This is a genomic window from Jeotgalibacillus sp. S-D1, from assembly GCF_004358665.1.
GTDB lineage: Bacteria > Bacillota > Bacilli > Bacillales > Jeotgalibacillaceae > Jeotgalibacillus.
Window position 1 is genome coordinate 280,373 of the sequence record NZ_SMZR01000004.1, and the last position, 25,429, is coordinate 305,801.

Here is a 25,429-nt window from a genome sequence, read left to right on the forward strand (position 1 = left end):
TTAAGAAAGAAATTCACAAAATGAGGAGGTGTAAAAGGTGGACTCTTTAATTTGGTTAACTATCGGTATTATCATAATCGGTTTTGTTGTTCTCATTTCTTTGAAAAAAAGCATGGAAAGTAAGCTCGCTTTTATACTTGCAAATAGGGAAAGCGAGGAAAGTTCAATAAAAGCTAAATCCATAATATGGTGGATAGTGAGTGCAGTAACTTGGGGAATAGTGAGTATCATACTTATTGTTTGGTCATTTCATCATTACTCTGGATAACAGTTGGTTCAATATTAAAAATAGAATCAAAAATAATTGGATACATATACTCCGTTTTTTGATTCTACTTTTAATTATCCCCTGGGGCTTCTTGTAACAAATGTCTTTCCCCTTTTGTATCTTCTACAACAATAAATTTCATATCGCTTTTAACAGAATAAATAATGGAACCCTTTTCAAAAAAATTGGATTGATAATTATTTGGAAATACATCAGCAGACACTTTCTTTGTTACTTTTCCTATCTCGTCTTTTAACTCATAATCATTTATATCTTTTTCAGTACCGTTATACTCATTATCGTTCACAACAACAATCATTGCATAACTTCCTGAAGTATTAGCCTGATTACAGGCTGTTAAAAAGATAACAATGAATAAGAATAACATTTTCTTCATTTCTAATTCACTCCTCCTAATTACTAGTTTATTCTTACTATATCATGTGATTGTTCTTATTAATTTTCTGTACGAATCTAATTAAAAAAGACTCTTAGAAGGAGAAGGAATTATATTGAAAAATTTAATGTGTTAGGTCTAACTGTGGTGCAATTTCAATAGTGGTTTAATTCGCTGCGCTTTAAATACACTTTGCATCTTCAACTGAATAAGAAACTTTTGGCTCAAATAAAGATAGGGAGTTTATGTTATGAAGTCAGCCTTAAAAAAAGATAATGAAGTAAAGAAACACAGTAGATCATTTCGATTTTTTATGATTTATGTAGGAGTTAGTGTCGTTTCTCTTGTTCTCCCTTTTTTAGAGGATCCGACAAAGGCGGTATGGATAAAAATTATTGTTGTACTATTGCTATTAACTCTGTGTTATTCTGTCTCTAAATTTGTTCAAAAAATACAATACCGCTTTCATCCAAATATAATAGTGGTATCACTGTTATTTGTGTGCTACTTCATATTTTATTTTTATCTATCAGATAAGTTAGGTTATTAGGAACAGCACTAACGCAGCAGCTAGATCAAGAAAAAAATAAAAGAAAATCCAGGAGGGGAAGCATATGAAAAAATTCTCCCTATCTTTAATAGGTGGAGTAATCATTGGACTCTTTTTGTCTTTCCTGCTTATGGATTATGAAGATATAAGATATGATATTCAAGGACTTGGTGGAATCGAGTCAAGAACGATAAGAGAAATGGATTTTGATTTCGTTTTCAATGCCTCATTCATAATAGTCGGGATATCAATATTAATATTTGTTATTTGGACTGTTGTTGAGAAAAAATCAGATGAGAAATTCCTTTCGAAAAAATAGAATTTATAGGTATCTGAAGTATAGGGTGCTCAACAACACAAATGTAAAAAGTCGATTCCTAAGAATTCAGGAATTCGACTTTTTTAAGTTGAACATTTTTTTGGAATTACCGGAACATAGAGTGATTAACAAAGCCTTTTATTAAAACCGTAAGCTAGTCCCGGAAAACGGACGTATTCTCCATCCATTTATCAAAAAATCTTAACCAATACTTTTTTCTACCGGATATTTCTCTTCGGACTGGTTGGGGTTCGATTTGTACGAGGCGGCCCGGCAGTAGTTCGGGAATTGGTTGCCTGTTTTACCGAGTTTGTGATGCTATGGATTACTTCACCCACATCCTGGACAGATTCCATGAGAGGATCGACTGTCCGCATTTTATGTTTAGCATCGACAGTGACCTGATTTGCTGTGTTGATCAGCTTGCTGGATTCCTGCGACAGGCCATGAACCGCATTCCTCACCTCAACAAGGGTCCGGTTGGATTCGCCTAGTGTCACCATTCCCTTTTGAAGCAATCTTATTAAAAATGCAACCATCCAGATGAAGGCTATAGCGATAGCCGCAACACTGTATTCAATAATCATAAATAGAAACCCTCCCTTTTTACGATTTTATGTACAAGCCCTGCAGATATTCCTCTACTGTCTACTCAATGTATTTTCTTCATTTCAGCCTCAGTTTCTCCATATAAAATTTCATGCAAAAAACGAAAACTGCTTCCCATTCCATTTGGAAAGCAGTTTTCGTATGCAGCGTATTCATTTAAGTGAATGGACGATTATTTAATTCTAATCTTTAAGACCCCGTCTGGTGAGGAGCTGATTGTGTTTCCATGAGCAGTGTTATCAGGTTTATAAATATCTGCAGTTGATGGAATGTCTTCAACAGGAGCTTGCCAGGAAGCAACTTCCTGTTGATCACTTGTATTGAGGGCTTCGCCTGGAAGAATAACTTTATTTTGAATACTTGCGTTCTGTTTTACCTTATCCGTTACACTGTGAACCACTTCACCTACATCCTGAGCAGATTCTAACAATGGTTCCAAGAGTTTGATTTTACTTTGGATATCGACGGTGACTTGTTCTGCGGATTGGATCAATCTTTGTGATTCCTTTGTCAGGCTGTTGACGCTATTTTTCACTTCAACAATTGTAAGTTGGGTTTCCCCAAGTGTTTGGATTAATTTAGCGGCCAAACATACAAAGGCAGCTGACGCGCTGGCTGCGCTGATCTTCATAATCATTAAGATTCACCCTCCTTTTCTTTACTTTATGTATGGGCCGCAAGCTATATTCCACAAGCCACATGTGCTGAATTAAACCTGTGAACACTCATGATCTGCCTTTTTTGTTAATACAATGAAAGGAGGTGATGAGATGTTTCCCAAGTGGCTGTCATCCTTTATTAGACCCCAAGCAGATGAAGAGGAAGTCATGATTTTATCAAAAATTGAATTATTCCGTCTTCAGAAAAAATGGATGCATGACAGGCCAAAGGCGGATTTATCCAACGCCGAGGAAGCGGTCGTTTCCTCCATAAAAGAGAATACCGATTATTATAAAAAAAATAATGTTACCAGAACAAAAGCGTACCTTGAACTCTACCAACGGAATCCCGAACTGCACTGGGCATTTTTAGCTCATATGGTTTCCAGAAATGCCGGTTGGAATATGACCGATTTAAAAGGTCACAGTATCAATCAGCTGCTATCCTATAATCAAAAGGCTCTTTTCTTTCGTTTTCTTGAAAAAGCCAATTATCTTATTTTTGAAGATGCATTTCCTCAGCTGCTGCTGTATGAAAAAAGCAAATCAGATAGAATAAATTACGCCCATCTGCTTCCCCATTTTGGCGTGTCTCTTTTTATGCTTCCTATATGGCAGCAGTTTATTGATGACCATAACAAAAATGTTGAGATGCTTACGGTCTCCTTAATTATCAATGAGCAGCATTTTTTAGAAACTCATGTTATGCAAAATGCCTTTTTTAAAAAGAACGTACTTCAGTCATTTACGTTTCAGCTGCAGGAAAGATTGGGCTTTACGCACATTTTATTTCCTCATTTTGCAGCTGACGGCATCGAATTAGCAGGATTGACCGTCCAGCAATTCTCCAGTCTGCCATCAAGAATAGAAATAGGAAAAAATCTGTATGTACAGCTCTTTAAAGGCGTTTTAAATGGAGCTCAAACCTTTGCTTACGAAAAAAACCATACCGGATCCCGCTCAGACTACTTCCCCGATCTATTTTCCTGCAAAAAAGAACTCACTAAAATATGGAGTCCATTATTAACGAGCGTATGGGAGGATGTACAGCATCCAGAGCTGAATAGGGCAGACTGGTTTAAAAACAGTGCAGATATTGAAAAATATTATTCGCTGCCCGGCAATGTAAAGGCGGGTAATATGACAGCGAAGCATCTGCTGAATATAGTAAAACTGTCCGGATTAAATGAACTGCAGCAGCTAATGCCTTATTCAAATTGACGGCATGGGTGAAAATGTATACTTATTTTAATTGATTGTTCTATTTCAGATAAGAAGAATCATAGATCAATAATGAATTTTTAGAAAATAAGGTTGCAATCGCTTTCAATCTATTCTATAATTCAAACCATCACATCCGAAACGTTTTGGGAGGGTCTGAATTGGCCACGATTAAAGATATTGCAAAAAAAGCCGGCGTCTCCATTACAACGGTGTCAAGAGCATTAAACGGCTACTCGGATGTAAATGAAGACACCAGAAAAAAAATAATTGAAACAGCGAAATCCTTAAACTACTCGCCAAATACAATTGCACGAAGTCTTGTGATGAAAAAATCAAGAACAATCGGGCTGCTTATATCAGGGCTTATGAGAGAAAGTGCAAAAGATAATTTTATGATTGAAGTCATGACAGGCGTTAACGACTTTGCCTCTCAAACCGATTATGACATTGTCCTGTTCAATACGAACTCTTCAAAGCAAAGAGAAAAAACATACACCCAGCTTTGCAGAGAAAGAAAAGTAGATGGGGTGATTATTCAAGGCATCAGAACGGATGACCCGTATCTTGAAGAGGTAGTAGAAGGGGAAATACCCTGCGTGCTCGTGGACATTCCCAAAATTGGACGTTATGCGGGCTACGTTTCATCGGATAATGCAGCAGGTTCATTTGAAGCTGGAAACTACCTGGCAGAGGCAGGACACACAAATATTGGCATGATAAATGGACATGAATATGCTTTTGTCAGTAAGGAGAGACTTACAGGATTTCAGAAAGCAATGATGGAAAAAGGCATTTCTTTTCAGGCTGATCATATTGAAAATGGTGATTTCACAGAGGAAAGCGGTGAACGGGCAGCATTAACATTGCTTGAACGCGATCCCGCCATTACAGCCCTGTTTTGTGCAAGCGATTTAATGGCTATTGGGGCAATGAACGGGCTGAGAGCAAAAGGGTATCGAATCCCGGAGGACATATCAATTGTGGGGTACGATAACATTCTGTTGTCCAGATACGTTCAGCCAAGCCTTACAACCATTGCTCAGGATACACATGGATTAGGTTATGAGGCGGCAAAAATGCTGGTCGATATGCTTGATCATGACGGAAAACCCAGAAGGACCTTAGTAAAACATGAATTAATCGTAAGAAACTCAAGCATAATGCGATAAATGAAATCAATTCAAACTTGATTTTGCGAATAATGCTTGAGTATTTTTTTGAGAATATCCGAAACGTTTCGGACTACGGAGGTTGCGAATAATGAATTACCGCGTAATTAAAGAAAATGACTTGTTTTTATTAACAGATGAAAGGGGAGATATCGTTTCCGATCACCCGTATGAACTGGGTTTATATACCAAAGATACGCGTTATCTTAACTCCCTGAAACTGTCTGTAAATGGGGAATCACCCATTGCCCTTCATTCAGATGGAGGAGAGAATTACCGCTCGCGCATTCTTCTTACAAACCCTCACCAGGAAAGTGAAGAAGGCTTGATTCTTTGGAGAGAGTCGATTGAGTTTGAACGTACCCGTTTTATTTATGAAGGTGTCCTGTATGAAACGATTAAAGCCACCAGCTATTTCCCTAAGAATGTAACCTTCAGAATCGCACTGGAAATGGATGCTGATTTCACAGATATGTTTATCATTCGCGGGTTTCAAAATGGCAAGACAGGCAGCAGGGGGGAAACGCATTATTCATCCCGTGAAATGACGTTTACCTATAACGGCATTGACGAGATTGCCCGCAGGACAATTGTGAAATGGAATCAGCCCGAACAGGAAGTTCAAGAAGGATATGTTGGGTTTGACTGGTCATTGAATCACGGTGAATCAAACGAAGTAACCTTTACGATCGAGGCATTGCAGGATGCTGAAACAAGCAGTGTGATGGACGAGCAGTTCGCATTGAATGCCCTGCAGCAATCTTATAAGAATTGGAATGATTCTCTTCCTGTTGTTAGTACAGATGAAAAACAATTTGAAAAGTTAATTAATCGTGGAACAGATGATTTGCGGGTTCTCTTAACGGATGTCGGATTTGGTTCTTTTCCGGTTGCCGGCTTACCGTGGTTTGGGGTGCCATTCGGACGTGACAGCTTAATCGCTGCTCTTCAATTGCTTCCATTCAATACGGAAGTGGCAAAAGGGACGCTGCTTACGATGGCCCACTATCAGGGGACAAAAATAGATGCCTGGCGGGATGAACAGCCAGGAAAAATCATGCATGAAATACGGTATGGCGAGCTGGCAAATACGAATCAAATTCCATTTGCTCCTTACTACGGCAGCGTGGACTCAACTCCGCTATTTTTAATGCTGCTGGTTGAATATGTGAACTGGACGGGGGATGTGGAGCTTGTAAAAGAGCTGCGGACAAATATTGACCGCGCCATTTCATGGATCGATGAATACGGAGACCGGGATGGAGATTTGTTTATTGAGTATCATCAGGAAGCGTCAAAAGGAATAGCGAACCAGGGGTGGAAGGATTCAGGAGATTCCGTCGTCCACCGCAATGGAGACTATGCCAAATCTCCGATCGCTTTAAGTGAAGTTCAAGGGTATGTTTACCAGGCTAAAAAAGGGATTGCCTCCATTCTTCGCACACTTGGAGAAGCGGACACAGCGAATTCATTAGATAAATCTGCCGAAGAGCTGAAAAAGAAGTTTAATGAAGCGTTCTGGATGGAAGACGTCGGTTTTTACGCCATCGCTTTAGATGAGCATAAAAAACAAGTGGGCACGATCACATCCAATCCCGGCCATCTTTTGCAATCTGGCATTCTATCAGAGGACCGCGCCAAAAAGGTAGCAAGTGTATTGGCAGGGGAGAAAATGTTCTCAGGCTACGGAATCAGAACAATGGGTGAAGGGGAAGCAGGCTATAATCCAATGAGCTATCATGATGGCAGTGTGTGGCCGCATGATAACAGCATGATTTTACTTGGCATGGGTAAAAGTAATCTCCAGCAGGAAATGGATACGGTGATTCAAGGGTTAATTGAAGCATCGCATCACTTTGAATATGACAGGCTGCCGGAATTGTATTGCGGCTATGACCAGTCACTTAATAAGGTTGTTCCATATCCAGTTGCCTGTTCTCCGCAGGCGTGGGCAGCTGGAACACCGCTTACCTTTGTGCAATCGCTGCTCGGACTTTATCCGGACAGCTTAAATAAAACAATCAATCTTAATCCAATGCTGCTTTCGTCAATGAATGAATTCCATATCAGCAATATGCGCCTGGGAAATGGAATTTTGTCTGTATCGATTAAACGAATGGATGGCAAGGCCGATGTAACTGTCACGGAAAATACGACTGGCTGGAAAGTGGAACAGGGCCTTAAGACAACAGTTTAAAAACATAAAAGGGGAGATTGTGTATGGAAAAGAAATGGTTTGCTTCGGTAAGTATGTCCCTGCTTCTGGCAGGCAGTGTTTTGGCCGGCTGCAGCTCTGATAATGGAGGAGAAGGAGAATCTGGTGACAGCGATGGAAAAACTACGGTTACACTTGCGGGCTGGGGAGGAAATCCAACCGAGCAGGAGCTTCTTGAACAGACGCTTGCCGATTTTGAAGAGAAAAATCCGGATATTGATGTGAAGCTTGAGGTCATTGCTGATCAATACATGGATGTAATGAAAACACGCTTAATTGGCGGTGAAGGTCCGGATGTTTTTTATCTGGATGCATTTGAAGCACCTGCTATGATCGAATCTGGAGTCCTTGAGCCATTGGATAATTATGTGACAGAGGATTTTGATGTGGCTGACTTTGAGGAGCCTCTTCTGGATGCATTTAAACAAGATGATATAACATACGGCTTCCCTAAGGATTATTCAACTCTTGCGTTATTTTACAATAAGACCATGTTCGAAGAAGCCGGGGTGGAAGTGCCGACCACATGGGAAGAAATGATGGAAGTTTCGAAAACGCTTACGAAAGATGGAGTATACGGTTTCGGTGTAGCGCCTGAACTTGCCCGTCAGTATTATGTGGCTGAGTCACTTGGCGGCAAAGTAGTAGAAGACAATCAAGCGAACTTTGGTGCCGATCAAGTAATTGAAGCACTTCAGCCTGTGATCGATCAGCATAATGTAGACAAAACGTCTGCACAGCCATCAGAAGTGGGCGCATCTTCCGGCGGTGATATGTTCGGTCAGCAGCGGGCAGCAATGGTTCTTGAAGGGAACTGGAATATCCCTTACCTGGAGGAAACCTTCCCGGATTTAGAATATGGAACAGCGGAAGTTCCGACAATCAATGGTGAAAAAGGCACAATGGCCTATACAGTTGCTTATGTAATGAACGCTGCATCAGAAAAGAAAGAGGCTTCATGGAAGCTGATTGAGTATTTGACAGGAAAAGAAGGCATGGAAACCTGGACAAGCAAGGGTTATGCCCTTCCAACACGTAAATCGGTTGCCGAATCTTCAGGATTTGCTGAGGACGAACTTCGCGGCTCACTTGTTGCCGGAGCAGAATATGCAACAGTCTGGGCAAATGGTTCAAACCTGCCAATCATCACAAATAATTTCAACAACCAGTTTATCAGTGCATTTTTAGGTGACCGCCCGCTTGATGAGGCATTAAAGGAAGCGGAAGAACAAGCAAATAGTGAAATTGGATCAGAGTAATCGAACGATACTTTAAAGATAAAGCTGGCGATATGATCCGTCAGCTTTATTCTTGAACATGGGAGTGACATAAGATGAACCGAAAATATAGTACAAAAATGTTAAAAGAAGCGGGACAGGGATACTTCTTCATGTCTCCGACCATTTTTGTGTTGCTGCTCTTTATTCTTGGTCCCATTTTCTATGCGATCTTTTTATCCTTTCATAATGTAAGACTGCTGGGTGACACCGCATTTGACTTTGTCGGGCTGGCCAATTATGAACGTGTATTTGATGATCGGAGAGCGGGAATTGCCCTTTGGAATACGTTTAAATATGTAGTGATTGTTGTACCTTGTCAAACCGTGCTGGCAATTGTTTTAGCAGCAACGTTAAATGCAGGAATGAAGGGAGAAAAGTTTTTCCGCATCATTTATTTTCTTCCTACTTTAACTTCTTCAGCGGTATTAACGCTTATATTTATGTGGATGTACAACCGCGAAGGTCTGGTAAACTTTGGATTGGAAAAAATCGGCTTGCCTACCTATGACTTTCTTGGTGATCCAAACGTGGCGCTTACTGCCATTATGGTTATGAATATTTGGGCGACTGCTCCATTTTTTATGGTCATTTATCTAGCTGCCCTTCAAGATATACCGGATTCCCTTTATGAAGCCGCTGAGCTTGATGGAGCGGGTCCGATCCGTAAATTCTGGTCGATCACCGTACCTCATTTAAAACCAATTACCTCATTTGTTGTCATCATGGGCGTAATCGGAACCTTTCAGCTGTTTGACCAGTCGTATATTTTCTCAGGCGGATCAGGCGGTCCGGATAACTCCACGCTGACGGTCGTTCTCCTGATCTATCAATATGCATTTAAGTCCATGAACACAATGGGTTATGCAGCGGCTATTGCCTTTGTCCTTGCAATTGTAATTTTGGTATCCACACTGATTCAACGAAAGCTTCAAAAAGAAGAAAATTTATATTAGAAGGGTGGGATTGATGTGAAAAAGAAAATCAGCATTGGCAGAGTCATTTTATATGTCATTTTGTGCACCTATGCACTCGTAACGCTCATCCCATTTTTGTGGGCGCTCTCTTCTTCTTTCAAACCGCTGTCTGAAATCGTGAGCGGAGCCATTAACTTTATTCCAAAGAATTTTACGTTCGATAATTACCGCCAGATTTTCATTGAGCAGGAGCTTTTCCCAAGATGGATGTTCAATAGTGTTTTTATCGCGTCGGTCGGAACAGGCTTGAATATCTTGTTTAATTCAATGGCCGGTTATGCCCTTGCACGTTTGACCTTTCCTGGGAAAAAGTCGTTATTTATTATTATTTTAGCGGTTCTGATGATACCTGCTCAGGTAACGATGATTCCTAATTATTTAATTTTACGGGAATTTGGCTGGCTGAATAGTTATCAGGGAATGATTGTCCCTTCCATGATCAATGCCACATTCATCTTTATGATGAGGCAGTTCTTCATTAACTTTCCGAAAGAGCTTGAAGAGGCGGCAGCTATTGACGGTCTGAGCCGGATCGGAACCTTTTTTAAAGTGGTTCTCCCATTGGCAAAGCCGGCACTTGCTGCACAAGCCATCTTTGTATTTATGGGATTCTGGAATGATTTCATGCGACCATTAATCATTATGACAGATTCAAGCATGTATACACTTCCGCTCGGCTTGAATACCTTTAAAGGACAATTCGTCAGCTACTGGAATTACATCATGGCTGCCTCGATGGTATTTACGCTGCCGGTACTGGTTATTTACGCGTTCTTTAATAAATACTTCATTAAAGGTCTTTCACTTACGGGCGGTAAGTAACATCCGCTTTGAAGCAAGGCTGATCCTGAAACGTCTGGTTCGCACAGACTTTCAAGATCAGCCTTTTTACATTTCTGCCAGCGCTATTTGTAAAAGGGTCATCTAGTCCTGTAAGTTCTGCAATATCAGGTTCGATCGGATTATTTTGGGTAAAATAAGGTTGAACGATCATTGAACGAAACAGGAGGTGACGCGGGAGCAGCTGGCTAGTTAATACCGTTTGACAGCAGTAGACAGGAGAAGCAGACCGCCAACTGGATAGCGCAAATATTTGTTGAGTCAATAATGTTTACTTTTTCAAGGTTCCGTAATACAATCACATAAGTTATTCACTAATCCGACAAGAATAGGTGGTTATTTAAATATGAAAAAACGGTTTGGTTTGACAGCAGTTGCACTGGCGGGGCTTTTAGGCGCTTGTGGTTCTGATGATGCTTCAAATGGCAACGGAGGAGATGAAAACTCTTCTAAAAATCTATTGGAGCAGATTCAGGAGGAAGGCAAAATTTCAGTAGGAACAGAAGGTACATATGCGCCTTTTACCTTCCATGATGAGGCCGATCAATTAACAGGCTATGATGTGGAAGTGATGAACGAAGTGGCTGAGCGTATGGGCGTGGAAGTTGAATACAGTGAAACACAATGGGATTCTATGTTTGAAGGTCTTAATTCTTCCCGGTTCGACGTAATTGCCAACCAGGTTGGGGTCAATGAAGAGCGTCTTAAAGAGTACGACTTTTCTGATCCTTACACCGTTTCAGGTGCTGTAGTGGTCGTGCCGGAGGATAATACAGATGTAACTTCTTTTGAAGATCTGGAAGGTATGAATTCAGCGCAGTCATTGACGAGCAACTTTGCAGAAGTGGCAGAAAGCTATGGAGCTGAACTTACTTCCGTAGAAGGGCTTGCTCAAGCGATTGAACTGATTAAAAATGGGCGTGCAGAAGTGACTGTAAATGACAAGCTGGCTATTTTGGACTTTCAGCAGCAGCAGCCAAATGCAGGAATTAAAATTGCCGCTGAAGAAAGCGATGTATCTGAAAGTGCATTTATGTTCCGCAAAGAAAATGAAGAGCTGGTTGAAGAGTTCAATAAACATTTAGCGGACATGAAAGAAGACGGAACGCTGGCAGAAATATCTGAAGAATGGTTTGGCGAAGATGTTTCTCAATAATCTGCTGCTAGCAGCTTCGGACCCGGTGGTGGATTGGGAGCTTTTCCAATCCTCCCTTTGGCCGATGATACTTAATGGAATTCAGTATACAATACCGCTCACTTTAATTTCATTTGTTTGTGGATTAGTAATTGCACTTTTAACCGCTCTTGCGCGTCTTTCTGCGAGTAAAATATTAGCTGGGATTGCCCGCGTTTACGTATCGGCTATTCGGGGAACTCCGCTGCTTGTACAGCTGTTTATCATCTTCTACGGATTGCCGGACCTGGGAATTGTACTCGATCCTTTTCCAAGTGCCGCAATCGCTTTTTCTCTCAATGTAGGAGCGTATGCTTCTGAAATTATTCGTGCATCTGTTTTATCGGTGCCCAAGGGACAGTGGGAGGCCGGTTATGCAATCGGGATGACCCACAGGCAGGCATTGATGCGCATTGTTTTGCCGCAAGCAGCCCGGGTTTCCATCCCTCCGCTGTCAAACACTTTTATTAGTCTGGTAAAAGATACTTCACTTGCTTCATTAATCCTTGTTACTGAACTGTTCCGAAAAGCGCAGGAGATTGCAGCAAGAACCTATGACTTTATGCAGCTTTATATTACAGCTGCGATCCTTTATTGGGTCATCTGCTTTATTTTATCGCTCATCCAGGGCCGGGTTGAAAAACGGCTGGACCGCTATGTTGCGAAGTAAGGAGGAATACGAATGCTCGTTTCTGTGAAAAATCTGCATAAATCGTTTGGCGATTTACACGTTCTTCAAGGCATTGATCTGGATATTGAAAAAGGGAGCGTTGTGGCAGTTATTGGCCCATCTGGATCCGGAAAAACGACGTTTCTTCGCTGCTTAAATGCACTTGAAATGCCAAATAAGGGAACCATCCAATTTGCAAATGATCAAGCGATGAATTTCGATAAATCGCCTACCAAAAAAGAGATTCTGCAATTCAGAAGAAAATCCGGAATGGTTTTTCAGTCCTATAATCTTTTTCCGCATAAAACAGCGCTGGAAAATGTCATGGAAGGCCCTGTTGTTGTTCAAAAGAAAAATAAAACGCAGGTTAGAAGCTTAGCAGAAAGCCTGCTTCAAAAAGTAGGGCTGAGCGAAAAGATGCACCTGTACCCGCATCAGCTGTCAGGTGGGCAGCAGCAGCGGGTTGGCATTGCACGGGCCCTTGCCATTGAACCTGAACTTATGCTGTTTGATGAGCCTACCTCCGCATTAGATCCTGAAATTGTAGGCGAAGTGCTGCGGGTGATTCGTGACTTAGCAGCCGAGGGCTGGACCATGGCCATCGTTACACATGAACTGAAATTTGCAGAAGAGGTGGCAGACCACGTTGTATTCATCGATGGCGGGGTTATCGTTGAACAGGGACCGCCTTCTGCTATTCTTAAAAACCCAAAAGAGCCCCGTACAAAACAATTCCTGAACCGCCTGTTAAATCCGGTGTAACAAGGACCGGTTCATTTCCGCTGCAGGTGGACGCTTTCCGCGTGGCGGGAGGTGAGCCTCCTTGATGCTGTCGCATCTTCGAAGTCTCACCCTTCCCGCTTAATCACGCTGGAGTCGCCACCTTCCGCTCCAATGAACCTAAGCGTTCAAAATATTTACAGGGTAATTCAAAAAAATAAAATGCTTCTGCATAAAACTAAAACAAAGAATGTTCTTCTGAATCAGTTCATGAAGGCATTTTTTTTATCTCTTTTTTCAGAGTGTTTTTCTTAATTGATTACATCATAAATTATTAAAACATAGGTTAATTGCAGCGGAAGGTGGGACTCCTGCGGGCTGCAGCGTGACAGGTGAGACACAGCAGAGCTTTAGCTCGAGGATGGCTCACCGCACGCCCCGCGGAAAGCCTCACCTGAAGCGGAAATTAACCGGCCCCCCTTTTAGAAACATTAAAGTGTTTCACGTTATCCCCCTGCCCTACGGAAAGCGAACGCCTTCAGCGGAAATCAACGGCCGCGTTTAAAAGCGCATTAAAAGAGAAAATTCTTCGTGCATTTTAAACAGACTTTTGTGACAATAAAACAATACTAAAAAAGGGAGAGTGATCAGCATGCCGCCAAAGGCTGTCTTTTTTGATCTGGATGATACATTATTATGGGATAAAAAAAGCATTGAGCTGGCTTTACGTTTCACAGCAGAGGATGCGGAAAGAAAGTTTGGAGTAAAAGCGGATGAATTGGTTGCTTCCGTCCGTGCACTTGCTCCATCAATCTACGAAGAGTTTCCTACCCATGCATTCACCAAGCTCATCGGAATTAATCCGTTTGAAGGGCTGTGGGGCGAATTTGGGGAAGCCATCCATTTTAAATTTCGTGAAATGGGCCGATTGATGCCGGAATACAGAAAGCGCGTGTGGACAGAAGCACTCAAAAGTAATGGAGTTCATGACGAAAATGGGGGCACATGGCTGAGCGAACAATTCATCGCCCACCGCAAAAAAAATCCCGTTTTGTATGAAGAAACGCTGCAAACTTTGGAAATTCTTCAACAAGAAGGCTTTCGGTTGCTTATGTTAACAAATGGTGCTCCTTCACTACAATTGGAAAAGCTGAGAATCACTCCTGAGCTCGTGCCTTATTTTGAACATATCGTCATTTCAGGCAATGTTGGAGTAGGGAAGCCTGATCCCGCAGTGTTTGATCATGCGCTGAGGCTTATGGACTTGCAGGCATCTGATGTATGGATGGTGGGAGATAATAGAGGAACCGATATTCTCGGGGCAAATCGGGTCAATATGAAAAGCGTGTTAATTCAGCATGATAAAAAAGAAGGTGCAAACAGCAATCCTTCCGGCAGTCCTGATCTCGTGATTGAACGTTTACAGGACATTGTGCCCCTGTTAAACCAGTAAATTTTTCTTTCAAAATGGAACTTTTATGTGTAGATGGCCGTATAATAGGGGATGTAATTAATAGATTATACATAGCAGGAGGTAGTGCAATTGAAAAGAACAGCAGAAATTGTTTTAACTGTAATTGGTATTATCTTAAACATTCTTATGATTGCAGGAGTGTATATTTTAAATGCCATATTCTCTGATGAACAGGTTCGTTCGGATTTTGAAAGAGAAATGCAAAACGATCCTGCCTTCGCGGACACAGGTATGGACATTGCAGGATTTTACGACATATTAAGCGGAGTAGGCATTTACTTTAATGTCGTCGTTATTATCAGTATAATCCTTAGCATCATTGCCATCGTTGTCGTACGCGGCAACCGCAAGCCAAAGCTTGCCGGCGGACTGTTGCTTGGAAGTGCAGTATTGGTAGGACTTGGCACATTATTATTTGGATGGCTGCCATCGCTCTTATTCCTGATTGCAGGGATCATGTGTTTTGCCCGCAAACCAAAGATTAATGAGCCGGCATCACAAACACCTGATGATGAGCTTCGCCCGCTATAAATGATAAAAGACCGTCACTTAACCGTGACGGTCTTTTTTATGCTTTGATTTGGCAGCAAGTAGAGCATTTCCTGCTGTTTGGCAGCTGATGTTTGTAGCAGCAGGTATGGCGCACGCGCATGCCATTTTCCATCACACGCTTGGATTTTACAGTATTTAAGTACGCAAAGGCATTCGATGCAGATTCGCCGAAAAAAGTGTCATCCGTAATTTTTCCCCAATGACCATTCCAATCAGCCTGTTCAAGTTCTGGAAGAGAAGGAGCCAGCTTTTCATAAAACCATTTCAAATAGATAAATACATTTTCCCACAGTACAATCTGTTGAACACGACAGGTTTTTTCGAGGGTCTCAATTAACGGCAGCAGCCAGTGATGGAAATTATCCACGAGGACATTCTCCCAGTTCTTAGCAGATGCATCCGCTGCTTCTGCTGCCTCGGTGATCACAGGCATTAAATTAAAAGGCTCGTCTTCATCGAACGCAAGATTAATGGTGGACCGGTTCAAGTCCCATACTTTTCCTGAACGATAATAAGCCAGCAGCGCGCCAATATACGCAAAGGACACACGTTTCATAACAAGGGATCCTGTTACTTTTGCCCTTGGAGCTTCCTGAAGCCGCTGAATTTCCTCCAGCTGCAAAGCTGCAATGGCTGGGTCATCCCAGGAGGAAACATTCCAAACGTGGCTGCTTTTGGGGTTGCCAAATGATACGGCTGTCTTTTCACTTATATAGTTTGCGAGCTGATTATCCATTATTTACGGCTCCTTTCTTTAAATAACAGGTAAATAAAATAAGGGGCACCGATTGCTGCAGTAAAGACACCTGCAGGGACTTCCAATGGCGCTGCGATCAACCGGCCAATTAAATCTGCCAGCATGACAAGAGCGGCTCCGATAATAGCAGACATCGGAATCAGTGATCCATAAGAAGAACCTATTAACTTTCGGGCCAGGTGAGGAGCCATCAATCCGACAAAGCCAATGCCTCCTGCAAAAGCCACTGAGCCGCCTACAAGGCCGGTGCTTAAGAGGAGGATGCCGATTCGCTGCTTGGAAATCCGGGAGCCCATTGCTTTGGATACATCCTCTCCAAGTTCCAGCAGATTAACATGTCTCGCCATAAATAAACTTAAAATAAATAGTACCAGCACCCAGGGGAAAAGGATCCATACCTGACCCCATGTAGAACCATTAACGGATCCCGTAATCCAAATATTCGCCTGGCTGGCTCTGTAGATCGGTCCAATTAACATTAATAAGGTAGTGCAGGCATTCATAAACATCGACAAACCAATACCAATGAGCACCAGTCTTACAGGGGAAAGCCCATTTTTCCAGGAAAATGAATAGACGAGAACAGCAGCAAGCAGTGCGCCTAAAAACGCGGCGACCGGCAGCCATTGAATGGATACGGTCAGTGCGCCGTTTGAGTCGCTGAATAACACGAGAAAGCCGACAACGAAAACGCTTGCTCCGCCTGATATCCCAATAATATCCGGGGACGCTAAAGGATTGCGGACCATTCCCTGCAAGAGCGCACCTGCAACGGCTAAAGCAACTCCCACAAGTAAGGCAATCAATATTCGCGGCAGACGGAAGTCGCGGATAATCAATTGGTTAAATGGATCACCGCCGCCAAACAGCACCGGTATGATCTCCTGAGGAGGAACCCATACTTCACCAAGTCCGAGACTAATTAAAAATACGGCCACTGTTACAATCAATGCGATTGTGACTCGCAATACAGTAAGTTTATCAAGCAAAAAAGATACAGCGTTTTTGCCGATGCGGATAGGAACAAACCGTTTCATGATGACGTTCCCACCTTTCTTGCAATGTAGATAAAGATTGGGGTGCCAATTAATGCTGTCATAACACCCACTGGAATTTCCTGCGGCATAATAATGTATCTGGCCATTATATCAGCAAGGAGTAATAAATTAGCCCCTAAAAATGCGGATAGAGGAATCAGCCAGCGATGATCAATGCCAATCCATTTACGTGCCAAATGAGGGATCATTATGCCAATAAATCCGATTGGCCCTGCAATCGCAACTGACCCGCCAGCCAAAAGAATGACGATAATACCAATCCAAACCTTTAGCATACCGGTCTTAACACCAAGGCCGTTTGCCACATCATCCCCCATTGCCAAAACATTAAAGGACGGGGCAAAGAAAAGGGCAAGTGCAAAGCCTATTGCGATATATGGAAGGGTCGTCCATAAAAGTTCAATGTCTCTTCCCTGAACTGAGCCGGCAAGCCAAAACAGCACCTGTTCAAGAGCTGATTCATTCAGCACAAGCAGCCCTTGTGTAACGGAACTGAAAAGGGCTGTCATCGCTGCTCCTGCGAGTGTCAACTGCAGGGGAGAAAGGCCTTTGCGATCTAATGATCCAAGACCAAATACAGTAACGATGGCTACACCCGCACCCAAAAAAGCAAGCAATGCAAATGCCTGCAATGAAGTAACATTAAATACGGTTACGGCTATGACAACTGCCAGACCGGCCCCTGCATTGACCCCAAAGATACTTGGAGAGGCCAGGGGGTTCTTTGTTAATGTCTGCATCAAAACCCCGGCTACGGCAAGCGAAGCTCCCACAGCAGCAGCAATCAGTGCACGCGGGATTCTCACAGACTGAATCACTAAATGTGCATTCGATCCATTAAAGGAAGTAAAGGAGTGCAGGATTTGAGAAAAAGATGTTTGCTGGTATCCATAACGGACACTTGCTGCAATTAATAACATCATTAATAAGAACGAACTTCCTATCGAGAGAATGGAGAACCACTTGCTTTTTTTCATAATCATTTTCCCTTTCTATACAATACGTCGCTCTCATTATAACGAAGATTTTATACATTGAAAATGATTTTCAATTAGTTATTGACAGAAGATTGTGGTTGATTTATGATTAGATTGTTGTTTTGAGAACGATTATCATTATCTTTAGAGGAGAGAAGAAAATGAAAAAGAACGGACTGATTTTTTTAATCATTAGCTTGTTTGCATTGGTTATTGCCGGCTGCAGTTCATCTGACAGCAATAACGAAGAGTCAAACAATGCAGAATCTGATACAGAAGAAAGCTACACAGTGGAGCATGCAATGGGAGAAGCAACAATCGAAGGCACTCCTAAAAAAGTAGTAGTTCTTACGAATGAAGGTACAGAAGCGCTATTAGCCATGGGTGTAACACCGGCCGGAGCAGTTCAATCATGGACAGGCGACCCTTGGTATGACCACATCTCAGACGATATGGTAGATGTTGAAGTGGTTGGTACAGAAAGCGAAGTAAATGTTGAAGCAATTGCCGCATTAAAACCGGACTTAATTATCGGTACAAAATTGCGTCAGGAAGCGGTTTATGAGCAGCTTGAAAAAATTGCCCCTACTGTAATGTCTGAAACCTTAAAAGGCGACTGGCAGGAGAACTTCGAGCTTTATTCTAAAGCATTAAATAAAGAACAAGAAGGCCAGCAGGTAATGGATGACTACAATCAGCGTGTAGAAGAACTAAGCAGTGAACTTGGCGATAACCTGAAGAAAGAAATTTCTATGGTGCGTTTTCTGGCAGGAGACACGCGTATCTATCACAAGGATTCTTTCTCAGGAATCATTTTAGATCAGCTTGGGTTTGCCAGACCGGAGGAGCAGGATGTAGATGACTTCTCAGAAAACGGCGTAACCAAAGAGCGTGTGGAAGCAATGGAAGGCGATGTGCTGTTCTACTTCACATACGATGAAGGAGACGGCGAAGGAACCAAGGTGGAAGAGGACTGGTTAAACGATCCTTTATTCAAAAACCTTGAAGTAGTCCAATCAGGCAATGTTCAGGAAGTAAGTGATACCATCTGGAATACTTCAGGCGGCGTGCTTGCAGCCAACATAATGCTTGATGATATTGAAGAGTATTTTACGGAGCAGTAAGATCTATTTTGAACATAAGTAAAAAGCGGGAACCAGCATCTTAGATGCTGGTTCCCGCTTTTTACTTATTTTTTGAAAATTAACCTGCTATTTTCAAGTTGAATATGTTTTAAATGGATAACAAGTGGAAAACAAGGGAATATAGATCATAAAGGGAGATGACATTTTATGAATCAAGAAGAATTGAAATCAAAAGTAATGGAAATTTTTGAACACAATAAGATAGGCACGCTTGCTACAGTGAAAAATAAGAAGCCTCATTCAAGGTACATGACTTTTTATAATGAGGGGTTAGTCCTGCGTACACCTACAAGCATCGAAACCCACAAAGCAGATGAGATAGATGACAATCCATTTGTTCATATTCTGCTGGGCTATGATGGAGAAGGCTACGGTGACCGTTACGTAGAGATCGAAGGGACAGCTGTTATTCGGGACTCAGAAAAAATGAAACATGAGTTTTGGCAGGAACAGTTTTCTAACTGGTTTAAAGGACCAGACGATCCAAACTATGTGGTATTGGAGATTGAACCAACCTCTGTCCGCCTGATGAACGCGGGAGAAGAACCAAAAACACTGGAAGTAAACTAATCAGAACCATCCTACCGCTCACGCTTGTCGGTAGGATGGTTTTTCTTTCTGTTGGATTCCCTGAGTTTTAAAAGAAGAGCGACAGCAAACACGATAAAAAGAATGACTGCAACCCCAATCCAAACGAGCAAATCAACAAAAATTGAAGCAGCATTTTCCATAATAATCTCCTTTCTTTATTCAGCAGATGAATTATCATTGTAAAATAATTATAATAGAACAAGTAGATGGTGAAAAGGACGGAGGGTGTATTGTGAAATGGACATTAAAAACCTTTAATGAATTATCAACTTATGAGTTATACCAGATATTAATGCTGCGGAATTCAGTCTTTGTCGTGGAGCAGCAATGTGCCTATCAGGAGATTGATGGGAATGACCTAAACAGCTTCCATTTATCATTTGGGGACGGTGAACAGCTGGCAGCCTACGCGCGGCTTTTGCCGGCAGGAGTGAAGTATAATACCCCGTCTATTGGACGTATTATCGTACATGAATCCTTCCGGGGCAGCGGCATAGCAAGGGAATTAGTATCAAAATCAATTGACGTCATGCAAAATGAGTGGAACGTCAGCGAAATCAAACTTCAGGCTCAAACGTACCTGAGGCATTTTTATCAATCATTTGGATTCGAGGAAACATCAGAGGATTATTTAGATGACGGGATTCCACATGTAGACATGCTAATGAAGGTTAAGCAGCCAATCTCTAAAGGAAGTGAATAATATGAATGGGAAAAAATTAGTTGCGATTATGACCATTCTTGTTGTCATAATGATTATCATTATTTTTATCCTGGTAAGAAATTTTCAGCCGAGCGGAATGGATCCGGAACAGGGAGCCGCTGCTGAAAATGACCAAAGCTATATCCAGATAAATAGCTATTAAAAAATGTGCGGGCTTGGAGATAAGCCCGCACATTAATATGGATTATGTTCTTTTCACCAATTCATAATTTTCATGTGAAACAACAGTAAAATTCGTTCCATAATCCAATAATAAAGCATCGTCTTCAGAAATATTTACAATAACAGAACGTTCTAGAATCTTCGTTACTTCTCCTGTAATTTCAAACCCATGTCGTGTGAATCGTACAAATTGTCCTACATTTGCCGTTGCCATCTTTACACCCCATATTCCATAGTGAAATAAAACTGATTCTGATTGTTTAAATCATTTTACAGCAGATTCTGAAGAAATGAAAATTTCTTTCCTCATAAGCCTCGAATTTTCCGGTAAACACGAAGTTTTTGCATAATAATCGCGAATTACTGCCTTAATATGTACACTTTCTACTTTATATACCCCTCAATTACTTATGTATTCTACTATATAATAGTATAAATAGCTTGAAATTTCAGTGTATTTTACAAATTAACTAAGAAAACTGGTTATATAGGAAAATTTACCGTTTTTATGATAAGCCTGGCTCCTTTTACTATCACAGACAGTGTGTGTTTGTTACAATAAACCGTATTAACAATGTAACGTGAATAGAAGGACAGGGTCGATTGACTATTTAGTAAAGGAGCGGGGTCAAATGAGAAAAAGCTCATTAATAGGACTGGCCGTTTTTGGGCTGGGTATTGGGTTTTTGGTGTACGCCTATTTACCGCAGGATGGCTCCGATACTGGAAATAAAGAATTATATGACTACAGCTCAAATGGACTGGAGTTAAATGTAGTTACCAACGGAGATACTTTTTCTTCTGGAGATGAAATTCTCGTGGAAGCTACTTTGATTAATGATTTGGGTGCCCCGGTAACCTATAATAATCGTTGTGGAGAACCAATTCAAATTGAAGTGAAAGCAGAAGAGATTGACAATTATTTAGTGAAGGACAACGGGAATCCTCCATGCGATGAAGAAAAGGGAGAAACAGAAAGAATGATTTCCAATGAACAATTAACAAAAACGGAACAATTCAAACTGGAGATTCCTTTAAACGACCAGTCAACCACATTAACGCCTGCAGGAAGTTATATAATCTCAATCACATTTCACCCGACAGCACAGTCCCCCTTTAATGTAGAAATACCGATTAATATAAACCAAAAGACCCCTGATCTTGTCAATGTAAGTAAAGCGAAACAGCTGGCGCTTCAATCCTATAAAGCCCAAGTCTGGTTTGATACGTACGATAATACAGAGAAATACTTAGTGTCAGAGGAAGTGCCTTATATTGAAAATGGAGAATGGGTATTTAAGTGGAAGGCGATGAATACAGATCAGTCCGTTCCCTCAGAAGACGCGGAATTAACGGTCACTGAACGAGCAGTGAATCGGGACTGAAATTATATTTATGAATTTTCTGATTATTATGCTACACTACTTTTATGATAACTTTTAAGCAGGTGTAAAAATGAGCAGAAAAAGAAGAAGTTCATCTTCTGAAGGATGGGTTGGCCTGTTTTTTACCTTTTTGTATATCGGATATTGGTGGTTTATACTCCATAAAATATTCGAAGGAACCTACTATTATATTTACATAAGTATTATTCCATTTTTACTCTTGATGTACGCCCATACCTTAGTCATTAAAATCATTGAGCGGAAACGGGAAAAGCTGCTCCTGATAAGCGTTGAAAAAAGTTTGGAGCGTTATCGAAGCCGCGTGTAAGAAATGCTTATAAAAAGCCCTGATGGTAATCAATTGATTACCATCAGGGCTTTTTGCAATCGTTAATGTTTCATCTGGGTATAGTGATCGTCGTTTGAGGAGGATTGAAGCGTCAGCAGAAACAGTGCTAACGCTGCTCCAAAGCCTATAAGTGCTTTTAATGACCACTCACCGAAATTCAGTCCGTAAAATAACTCGATTGTTCCAAATAAAATCATTGAAATGATCGAAACAATACGCAGCAACTGATCCATCTCTTCTCTCCTTTCCCCGCTAATACATCTTCGCATCCGAATTCATTTATACTTTATACTATGTGCAACTAAACAGTTTTGATTCAAAGGCTTTATCCTCAAAAAAGAAGCTAACGTACCCGTCAGCTTCGATTTCTCATGATCTTATCCATATCCTTTTTGTGTTTTTCATCTCTAATGACAATGACGGCATGAATAAGGCCGGGTATATATCCCAGTAGTGTCAATAATATATTCAGTAAAAATGAGCCGAAACGCCCTGTAAACAAGACGGCAAGCGGCGGTAAAAATATTGCCAGGATGTATAACATCTCATCATCTGCCTTTCCCCGTTTTAAACCCTATTCCCTTTTCAGGGAGTTGTTAAACGGTCACAGGCATACCAAGAACTAGTGTGGAAAGACCGGAAACCTCTATTTGATCCCGTTTAATGATACTTAATACTTCAGTACCTGCCTGATGATTGTTCACCAGCAGATGCCATGGCCCGCTGGAGTCCAGGTGGAACTTTATTGAATGGTAGTGAGCGTTATGAAGAACGATATATTTTGAGTAACAGCCTTCTCCCTGCAGCGCCTCCAAACGGTAAGCGATTAAGTGCTCATCTGACGGATAAAAATGCAGGCGTTCTTGAATGGCTTGTTTTGATTTCATCCTAAAGGCTTCACTAGATTTTCTCAGAGCCAGCAATCCTTTTACGTAGCGGACTTCCTGTTCAAATTCTGCTTTGCGGTCCCAGTCCAGTTTATTAACCCGATCAGGAGAACGGTAGCTATTATGGTCGCCGCCTTTTGTGCGCATAAATTCCTGCCCGGCATGAATAAAGGGGATACCCTGGGATAGCAGAATAATCGATGTCGCTAATTTATGCATACTCTTAAGGTCTTCCTGTGAAGAATGAGGATTCGTCAGCAAAAGCTTATCCCAAAGCGTATGATTGTCATGTGCCTCTACATAGTTGACGACCTGATTAGGTTCATTATAGGTTTGGCGGTCATATGGTACGTTCATACCTGCCGAGATACCCTGTTTTAATTGATAATTGTAGCCGCTTCTTCCGTTTACAAAGCCATTGTCCTGATCTGAAAAATTATTTCCTTTCAAGTGATCTCGTATAGAATCATTAAAGTGTGCGATTCCTGGCATTTTATATGCATTAAATTGATTTGCTTTTTGATCAGAAGGCAGGGGGGTCAGCAAATCCCATCCTTCTCCCAGCATAATAATCGAAGGATCAACCTCGTCAAGTGCTGCTCTTGCTTCATTCATCGTTTCTACGTCGTGAATTCCCATTAAATCAAATCGGAACCCGTCAATTTTGTATTCTTTTGCCCAATAGACTAGGGAATCAATGATAAATTTCCTCATCATGCTTCGTTCTGAGGCGGTGTCATTCCCAACACCCGTTCCGTTGGAAAGATTTCCATCCTGGGTATAGCGGAAATAATATCCCGGTACCAGATGATGAAAGCTTGAGTCGGAATATTCATATACATGATTAAAAACAACATCCATAATAACGCGCATTCCTTTTTGATGAATGGCCTGAATCAATTCTTTAAGCTCCCGGACACGGGCAGCCGGCTGAAAAGGATTCAAGGAATAAGATCCTTCCGGCGCATTAAAATTCTTTGGATCGTATCCCCAGTTGTACTGTGTTGGCTCCAGCTTTGTTTCATCCACTGTGCAGTAATCAAAAATAGGAAGCAGCTGTATATGCGTGACACCAAGGCTCGAAAAATAATCAAGTCCGGTCACAATGCCATCTGAATTAACGGTCGCTGTTTCAGTCAGGCCTTTGTATTTCCCTTTATGAATTACCGCGCTGTTTTGATCAACTGTAGCATCACGGATATGAAGTTCATAGATGACAGCATCCTCAAAATGGGTAAAGGGCGGGGACGGCTGCTCCCAACCAGGGGGATTTGTCTGAGTAAGATCAATAACCGCACCTTTTTCTCCGTTTACCGTAACGGCTCTTGCATAAGGATCAACTGTTTCTGTCCATTCATTTCCAATTTTTACATGATACTCGTAAAATGCTCCGTTCAGGTCCCCATCCAGCTTCATATGCCATGTACCATTGGGTCCTTTTTCCATCGGGTAACAATCCGGCTTTTCATCCGTTTCTCCTGAATAAACTGCGAGTATTGTCTCATGAGCTACTGGAGACCAGACGCGAAACAACGTACTTTCTTTTGAGTAATGTGCTCCTAAAGGACCGCTGTAAGTGAAAGCCTGCTCAAATTCTTTTGTTCGTACGATATCTCCATATGAAACATCACAATACCCAAAATGAGATATTTCGACCCGGTATTTTGTTTCCAGCGAAAGTTTTTCTTCGGTAATGATCGTCAGCTGATGAGCGAGGTCTGAAGAATAATGATCTTTCGCTACAACAATGGCTTTAATGGAAGCACCCTTTAAATTCACCATAATCTTATCGTGATCCCAATCAAAAGAAAGGTTTGTTCTCACGACGATTTCATGCCAGTTATTCAATTTTGCGTTTAATATTTCAGGGGATACATTAATCTCGTTTTCGTGTCGAAATATTTTTTCAGACCCCTGCACAAGCCAGGCTTCTGCACGGCCGTTTTCATCAAAGGATGTAATAAAACGATCATCAAAACGTTTGCTTGCCCAGTCATTTTGCTCTGTGCTTTTTCTAATGATGAAACCTACCCGGCTAATCCCGGACGGATCTTCCATTTCAAATGTAACGCTCCGTCCAAATGGATGCCCATCAGAAAACTCAACCTTTCGCCCGTTCTGACCTTCAAGCCATACCCAGAGATTCCATCCGCTGTAATCTCCATCGAAGCGATGATAATGCAGTGTAATGGATACTTTTTTGTGACCGGCTGTTTGCTGAATCTCAGCGGAAGAGTCTTCATGATAATTTCCGTGAACAATCACCATTATGATAAGCACCTACTCTCATAAGAATTACC

At 41.6% G+C, this 25,429-nt stretch carries 31 protein-coding genes; 19 read left to right on the top strand and 12 right to left on the bottom strand.

What is annotated here, in order from left to right; all coding sequences use genetic code 11:
* Positions 1-37: 37 nt before the first annotated feature.
* Positions 38-268 carry a hypothetical protein gene (locus E2R51_RS14165; RefSeq protein ID WP_133377734.1) on the top strand — a complete coding sequence of 77 codons (231 nt, stop codon included), beginning with the start codon at positions 38-40 and terminating at the stop codon, positions 266-268.
* Between the two features lie 70 nt (positions 269-338).
* On the opposite strand, the gene E2R51_RS14170 is transcribed toward E2R51_RS14165, so the two are convergent.
* Positions 339-665, bottom strand: a complete 327-nt coding sequence (locus E2R51_RS14170) for a hypothetical protein (protein WP_133377735.1) — start codon at positions 663-665, stop codon at positions 339-341.
* 614 nt (positions 666-1,279) lie between these two features.
* Here E2R51_RS14170 and E2R51_RS14175 point away from each other — a divergent pair.
* Complete coding sequence (locus E2R51_RS14175) at positions 1,280-1,534, top strand: hypothetical protein (protein ID WP_133377736.1); 255 nt, start codon at positions 1,280-1,282, stop codon at positions 1,532-1,534.
* 218 nt (positions 1,535-1,752) lie between these two features.
* On the opposite strand, the gene E2R51_RS14180 is transcribed toward E2R51_RS14175, so the two are convergent.
* Together E2R51_RS14180 and E2R51_RS14185 are read right to left on the bottom strand one after the other, a co-directional pair.
* A complete protein-coding gene (locus E2R51_RS14180; protein WP_133377737.1) occupies positions 1,753-2,121 on the bottom strand; it encodes a DUF948 domain-containing protein in 369 nt (122 codons plus the stop codon).
* Positions 2,122-2,315: 194 nt separating this feature from the next.
* A complete protein-coding gene (locus E2R51_RS14185) occupies positions 2,316-2,780 on the bottom strand; it encodes a DUF948 domain-containing protein (RefSeq protein ID WP_133377738.1) in 465 nt (154 codons plus the stop codon).
* 133 nt (positions 2,781-2,913) lie between these two features.
* Here E2R51_RS14185 and E2R51_RS14190 point away from each other — a divergent pair, with 133 nt between their 5' ends.
* The 6 genes from E2R51_RS14190 to E2R51_RS14215 all read left to right on the top strand — a co-directional run bounded on the left by E2R51_RS14190 (position 2,914) and on the right by E2R51_RS14215 (position 10,486).
* Positions 2,914-4,023 carry a DUF2515 family protein gene (locus E2R51_RS14190; RefSeq protein WP_165967232.1) on the top strand — a complete coding sequence of 370 codons (1,110 nt, stop codon included), beginning with the start codon at positions 2,914-2,916 and terminating at the stop codon, positions 4,021-4,023.
* A 161-nt stretch (positions 4,024-4,184) separates the two neighbouring features.
* Complete coding sequence (locus E2R51_RS14195; RefSeq protein WP_133377740.1) at positions 4,185-5,195, top strand: LacI family DNA-binding transcriptional regulator; 1,011 nt, start codon at positions 4,185-4,187, stop codon at positions 5,193-5,195.
* A gap of 91 nt (positions 5,196-5,286) precedes the next feature.
* Complete coding sequence (locus E2R51_RS14200) at positions 5,287-7,392, top strand: amylo-alpha-1,6-glucosidase (protein ID WP_133377741.1); 2,106 nt, start codon at positions 5,287-5,289, stop codon at positions 7,390-7,392.
* 23 nt (positions 7,393-7,415) lie between these two features.
* On the top strand, positions 7,416-8,669 hold the full coding sequence (locus tag E2R51_RS14205) for an ABC transporter substrate-binding protein (protein WP_133377742.1): 1,254 nt from the start codon (positions 7,416-7,418) through the stop codon (positions 8,667-8,669).
* 74 nt (positions 8,670-8,743) lie between these two features.
* Positions 8,744-9,643, top strand: coding sequence for a carbohydrate ABC transporter permease (locus tag E2R51_RS14210; RefSeq protein WP_133377743.1), 900 nt, complete (start codon positions 8,744-8,746; stop codon positions 9,641-9,643).
* A gap of 15 nt (positions 9,644-9,658) precedes the next feature.
* Complete coding sequence (locus E2R51_RS14215; protein WP_133377744.1) at positions 9,659-10,486, top strand: carbohydrate ABC transporter permease; 828 nt, start codon at positions 9,659-9,661, stop codon at positions 10,484-10,486.
* Here the strand turns inward: E2R51_RS14215 and E2R51_RS14220 are convergent.
* Entirely contained in the window at positions 10,470-10,769 is a 300-nt protein-coding gene (locus E2R51_RS14220) for a hypothetical protein (RefSeq protein ID WP_133377745.1), read from the bottom strand. The two genes, E2R51_RS14215 and E2R51_RS14220, sit on opposite strands and share 17 nt — an antisense overlap.
* An 81-nt stretch (positions 10,770-10,850) precedes the next feature.
* On the opposite strand from E2R51_RS14220, the gene E2R51_RS14225 reads away from it, so the two are divergent.
* The 5 genes from E2R51_RS14225 to E2R51_RS14245 all read left to right on the top strand — a co-directional run bounded on the left by E2R51_RS14225 (position 10,851) and on the right by E2R51_RS14245 (position 15,073).
* Positions 10,851-11,660, top strand: coding sequence for an amino acid ABC transporter substrate-binding protein (locus E2R51_RS14225; protein WP_133377746.1), 810 nt, complete (start codon positions 10,851-10,853; stop codon positions 11,658-11,660).
* Complete coding sequence (locus tag E2R51_RS14230; RefSeq protein ID WP_133377747.1) at positions 11,647-12,348, top strand: amino acid ABC transporter permease; 702 nt, start codon at positions 11,647-11,649, stop codon at positions 12,346-12,348. The genes E2R51_RS14225 and E2R51_RS14230 overlap by 14 nt, the downstream gene beginning before the upstream one ends.
* Before the next feature lie 12 nt (positions 12,349-12,360).
* Entirely contained in the window at positions 12,361-13,110 is a 750-nt protein-coding gene (locus E2R51_RS14235; protein ID WP_133377748.1) for an amino acid ABC transporter ATP-binding protein, read from the top strand.
* A 610-nt stretch (positions 13,111-13,720) separates the two neighbouring features.
* A complete protein-coding gene (locus E2R51_RS14240) occupies positions 13,721-14,521 on the top strand; it encodes an HAD family hydrolase (protein WP_133377749.1) in 801 nt (266 codons plus the stop codon).
* A gap of 90 nt (positions 14,522-14,611) precedes the next feature.
* A complete protein-coding gene (locus E2R51_RS14245; RefSeq protein ID WP_165967233.1) occupies positions 14,612-15,073 on the top strand; it encodes a DUF4064 domain-containing protein in 462 nt (153 codons plus the stop codon).
* Between the two features lie 37 nt (positions 15,074-15,110).
* Here E2R51_RS14245 and E2R51_RS14250 read toward each other — a convergent pair whose 3' ends face one another.
* The 3 genes from E2R51_RS14250 to E2R51_RS14260 are packed head-to-tail and all read right to left on the bottom strand — an operon-like array spanning position 15,111 to position 17,892.
* Positions 15,111-15,830: an IucA/IucC family C-terminal-domain containing protein gene (locus E2R51_RS14250; RefSeq protein ID WP_133377751.1), complete on the bottom strand. Its 720-nt coding sequence runs from the start codon at positions 15,828-15,830 to the stop codon at positions 15,111-15,113.
* A complete protein-coding gene (locus tag E2R51_RS14255; protein ID WP_133377752.1) occupies positions 15,830-16,888 on the bottom strand; it encodes a FecCD family ABC transporter permease in 1,059 nt (352 codons plus the stop codon). The genes E2R51_RS14250 and E2R51_RS14255 overlap by 1 nt, the downstream gene beginning before the upstream one ends.
* On the bottom strand, positions 16,885-17,892 hold the full coding sequence (locus E2R51_RS14260) for a FecCD family ABC transporter permease (RefSeq protein ID WP_133377753.1): 1,008 nt from the start codon (positions 17,890-17,892) through the stop codon (positions 16,885-16,887). Before E2R51_RS14260 ends, E2R51_RS14255 begins: the two co-directional genes overlap by 4 nt.
* Positions 17,893-18,047: 155 nt before the next feature.
* Here E2R51_RS14260 and E2R51_RS14265 point away from each other — a divergent pair, with 155 nt between their 5' ends.
* The gene (locus tag E2R51_RS14265; RefSeq protein ID WP_133377754.1) at positions 18,048-19,010 is read left to right on the top strand and encodes an ABC transporter substrate-binding protein; all 963 of its coding nucleotides are present in this window, start codon (positions 18,048-18,050) and stop codon (positions 19,008-19,010) included.
* A gap of 168 nt (positions 19,011-19,178) precedes the next feature.
* Positions 19,179-19,601, top strand: a complete 423-nt coding sequence (locus tag E2R51_RS14270; protein ID WP_133377755.1) for a pyridoxamine 5'-phosphate oxidase family protein — start codon at positions 19,179-19,181, stop codon at positions 19,599-19,601.
* A gap of 11 nt (positions 19,602-19,612) precedes the next feature.
* Here the strand turns inward: E2R51_RS14270 and E2R51_RS19865 are convergent, their stop codons facing one another.
* Complete coding sequence (locus E2R51_RS19865; RefSeq protein ID WP_165967234.1) at positions 19,613-19,762, bottom strand: hypothetical protein; 150 nt, start codon at positions 19,760-19,762, stop codon at positions 19,613-19,615.
* A 92-nt stretch (positions 19,763-19,854) separates the two neighbouring features.
* Between E2R51_RS19865 and E2R51_RS14275 the strand changes: the two genes are divergently transcribed.
* Positions 19,855-20,325, top strand: coding sequence for a GNAT family N-acetyltransferase (locus E2R51_RS14275; RefSeq protein WP_133377756.1), 471 nt, complete (start codon positions 19,855-19,857; stop codon positions 20,323-20,325).
* Position 20,326: 1 nt separating this feature from the next.
* On the top strand, positions 20,327-20,488 hold the full coding sequence (locus E2R51_RS19870) for a hypothetical protein (protein ID WP_165967235.1): 162 nt from the start codon (positions 20,327-20,329) through the stop codon (positions 20,486-20,488).
* 42 nt (positions 20,489-20,530) lie between these two features.
* Here the strand turns inward: E2R51_RS19870 and E2R51_RS14280 are convergent, their stop codons facing one another.
* Positions 20,531-20,722, bottom strand: coding sequence for a DUF2187 family protein (locus tag E2R51_RS14280; protein ID WP_133377757.1), 192 nt, complete (start codon positions 20,720-20,722; stop codon positions 20,531-20,533).
* 418 nt (positions 20,723-21,140) lie between these two features.
* On the opposite strand from E2R51_RS14280, the gene E2R51_RS14285 reads away from it, so the two are divergent.
* Both E2R51_RS14285 and E2R51_RS14290 read left to right on the top strand, forming a co-directional pair.
* The gene (locus tag E2R51_RS14285) at positions 21,141-21,893 is read left to right on the top strand and encodes a hypothetical protein (RefSeq protein ID WP_133377758.1); all 753 of its coding nucleotides are present in this window, start codon (positions 21,141-21,143) and stop codon (positions 21,891-21,893) included.
* Between the two features lie 70 nt (positions 21,894-21,963).
* On the top strand, positions 21,964-22,221 hold the full coding sequence (locus tag E2R51_RS14290) for a hypothetical protein (RefSeq protein WP_133377759.1): 258 nt from the start codon (positions 21,964-21,966) through the stop codon (positions 22,219-22,221).
* Positions 22,222-22,283: 62 nt separating this feature from the next.
* On the opposite strand, the gene E2R51_RS14295 is transcribed toward E2R51_RS14290, so the two are convergent.
* The 3 genes from E2R51_RS14295 to pulA all read right to left on the bottom strand — a co-directional run bounded on the left by E2R51_RS14295 (position 22,284) and on the right by pulA (position 25,397).
* A complete protein-coding gene (locus tag E2R51_RS14295) occupies positions 22,284-22,475 on the bottom strand; it encodes a hypothetical protein (RefSeq protein ID WP_133377760.1) in 192 nt (63 codons plus the stop codon).
* 122 nt (positions 22,476-22,597) lie between these two features.
* Positions 22,598-22,786 carry a YqaE/Pmp3 family membrane protein gene (locus E2R51_RS14300; protein WP_133377761.1) on the bottom strand — a complete coding sequence of 63 codons (189 nt, stop codon included), beginning with the start codon at positions 22,784-22,786 and terminating at the stop codon, positions 22,598-22,600.
* Positions 22,787-22,838: 52 nt separating this feature from the next.
* The gene (gene pulA / locus E2R51_RS14305) at positions 22,839-25,397 is read right to left on the bottom strand and encodes a type I pullulanase (protein ID WP_133377762.1); all 2,559 of its coding nucleotides are present in this window, start codon (positions 25,395-25,397) and stop codon (positions 22,839-22,841) included.
* Between the last annotated feature and the right edge of the window lie 32 nt (positions 25,398-25,429).

Coding starts and splice junctions, on each gene's coding strand:
- E2R51_RS14170 (WP_133377735.1), bottom strand. CDS start 665: ATGAAGAAAATGTTATTCTTATTCATTGTTATCTTTTTAACAGCCTGT.
- E2R51_RS14175 (WP_133377736.1), top strand. CDS start 1,280: ATGAAAAAATTCTCCCTATCTTTAATAGGTGGAGTAATCATTGGACTC.
- E2R51_RS14180 (WP_133377737.1), bottom strand. CDS start 2,121: ATGATTATTGAATACAGTGTTGCGGCTATCGCTATAGCCTTCATCTGG.
- E2R51_RS14185 (WP_133377738.1), bottom strand. CDS start 2,780: ATGATTATGAAGATCAGCGCAGCCAGCGCGTCAGCTGCCTTTGTATGT.
- E2R51_RS14190 (WP_165967232.1), top strand. CDS start 2,914: ATGTTTCCCAAGTGGCTGTCATCCTTTATTAGACCCCAAGCAGATGAA.
- E2R51_RS14200 (WP_133377741.1), top strand. CDS start 5,287: ATGAATTACCGCGTAATTAAAGAAAATGACTTGTTTTTATTAACAGAT.
- E2R51_RS14205 (WP_133377742.1), top strand. CDS start 7,416: ATGGAAAAGAAATGGTTTGCTTCGGTAAGTATGTCCCTGCTTCTGGCA.
- E2R51_RS14210 (WP_133377743.1), top strand. CDS start 8,744: ATGAACCGAAAATATAGTACAAAAATGTTAAAAGAAGCGGGACAGGGA.
- E2R51_RS14225 (WP_133377746.1), top strand. CDS start 10,851: ATGAAAAAACGGTTTGGTTTGACAGCAGTTGCACTGGCGGGGCTTTTA.
- E2R51_RS14230 (WP_133377747.1), top strand. CDS start 11,647: ATGTTTCTCAATAATCTGCTGCTAGCAGCTTCGGACCCGGTGGTGGAT.
- E2R51_RS14235 (WP_133377748.1), top strand. CDS start 12,361: ATGCTCGTTTCTGTGAAAAATCTGCATAAATCGTTTGGCGATTTACAC.
- E2R51_RS14240 (WP_133377749.1), top strand. CDS start 13,721: ATGCCGCCAAAGGCTGTCTTTTTTGATCTGGATGATACATTATTATGG.
- E2R51_RS14250 (WP_133377751.1), bottom strand. CDS start 15,830: ATGGATAATCAGCTCGCAAACTATATAAGTGAAAAGACAGCCGTATCA.
- E2R51_RS14255 (WP_133377752.1), bottom strand. CDS start 16,888: ATGAAACGGTTTGTTCCTATCCGCATCGGCAAAAACGCTGTATCTTTT.
- E2R51_RS14260 (WP_133377753.1), bottom strand. CDS start 17,892: ATGATTATGAAAAAAAGCAAGTGGTTCTCCATTCTCTCGATAGGAAGT.
- E2R51_RS14265 (WP_133377754.1), top strand. CDS start 18,048: ATGAAAAAGAACGGACTGATTTTTTTAATCATTAGCTTGTTTGCATTG.
- E2R51_RS14270 (WP_133377755.1), top strand. CDS start 19,179: ATGAATCAAGAAGAATTGAAATCAAAAGTAATGGAAATTTTTGAACAC.
- E2R51_RS19865 (WP_165967234.1), bottom strand. CDS start 19,762: ATGGAAAATGCTGCTTCAATTTTTGTTGATTTGCTCGTTTGGATTGGG.
- E2R51_RS19870 (WP_165967235.1), top strand. CDS start 20,327: ATGAATGGGAAAAAATTAGTTGCGATTATGACCATTCTTGTTGTCATA.
- E2R51_RS14280 (WP_133377757.1), bottom strand. CDS start 20,722: ATGGCAACGGCAAATGTAGGACAATTTGTACGATTCACACGACATGGG.
- E2R51_RS14285 (WP_133377758.1), top strand. CDS start 21,141: ATGAGAAAAAGCTCATTAATAGGACTGGCCGTTTTTGGGCTGGGTATT.
- E2R51_RS14290 (WP_133377759.1), top strand. CDS start 21,964: ATGAGCAGAAAAAGAAGAAGTTCATCTTCTGAAGGATGGGTTGGCCTG.
- E2R51_RS14295 (WP_133377760.1), bottom strand. CDS start 22,475: ATGGATCAGTTGCTGCGTATTGTTTCGATCATTTCAATGATTTTATTT.
- E2R51_RS14300 (WP_133377761.1), bottom strand. CDS start 22,786: ATGTTATACATCCTGGCAATATTTTTACCGCCGCTTGCCGTCTTGTTT.
- pulA (WP_133377762.1), bottom strand. CDS start 25,397: ATGGTGATTGTTCACGGAAATTATCATGAAGACTCTTCCGCTGAGATT.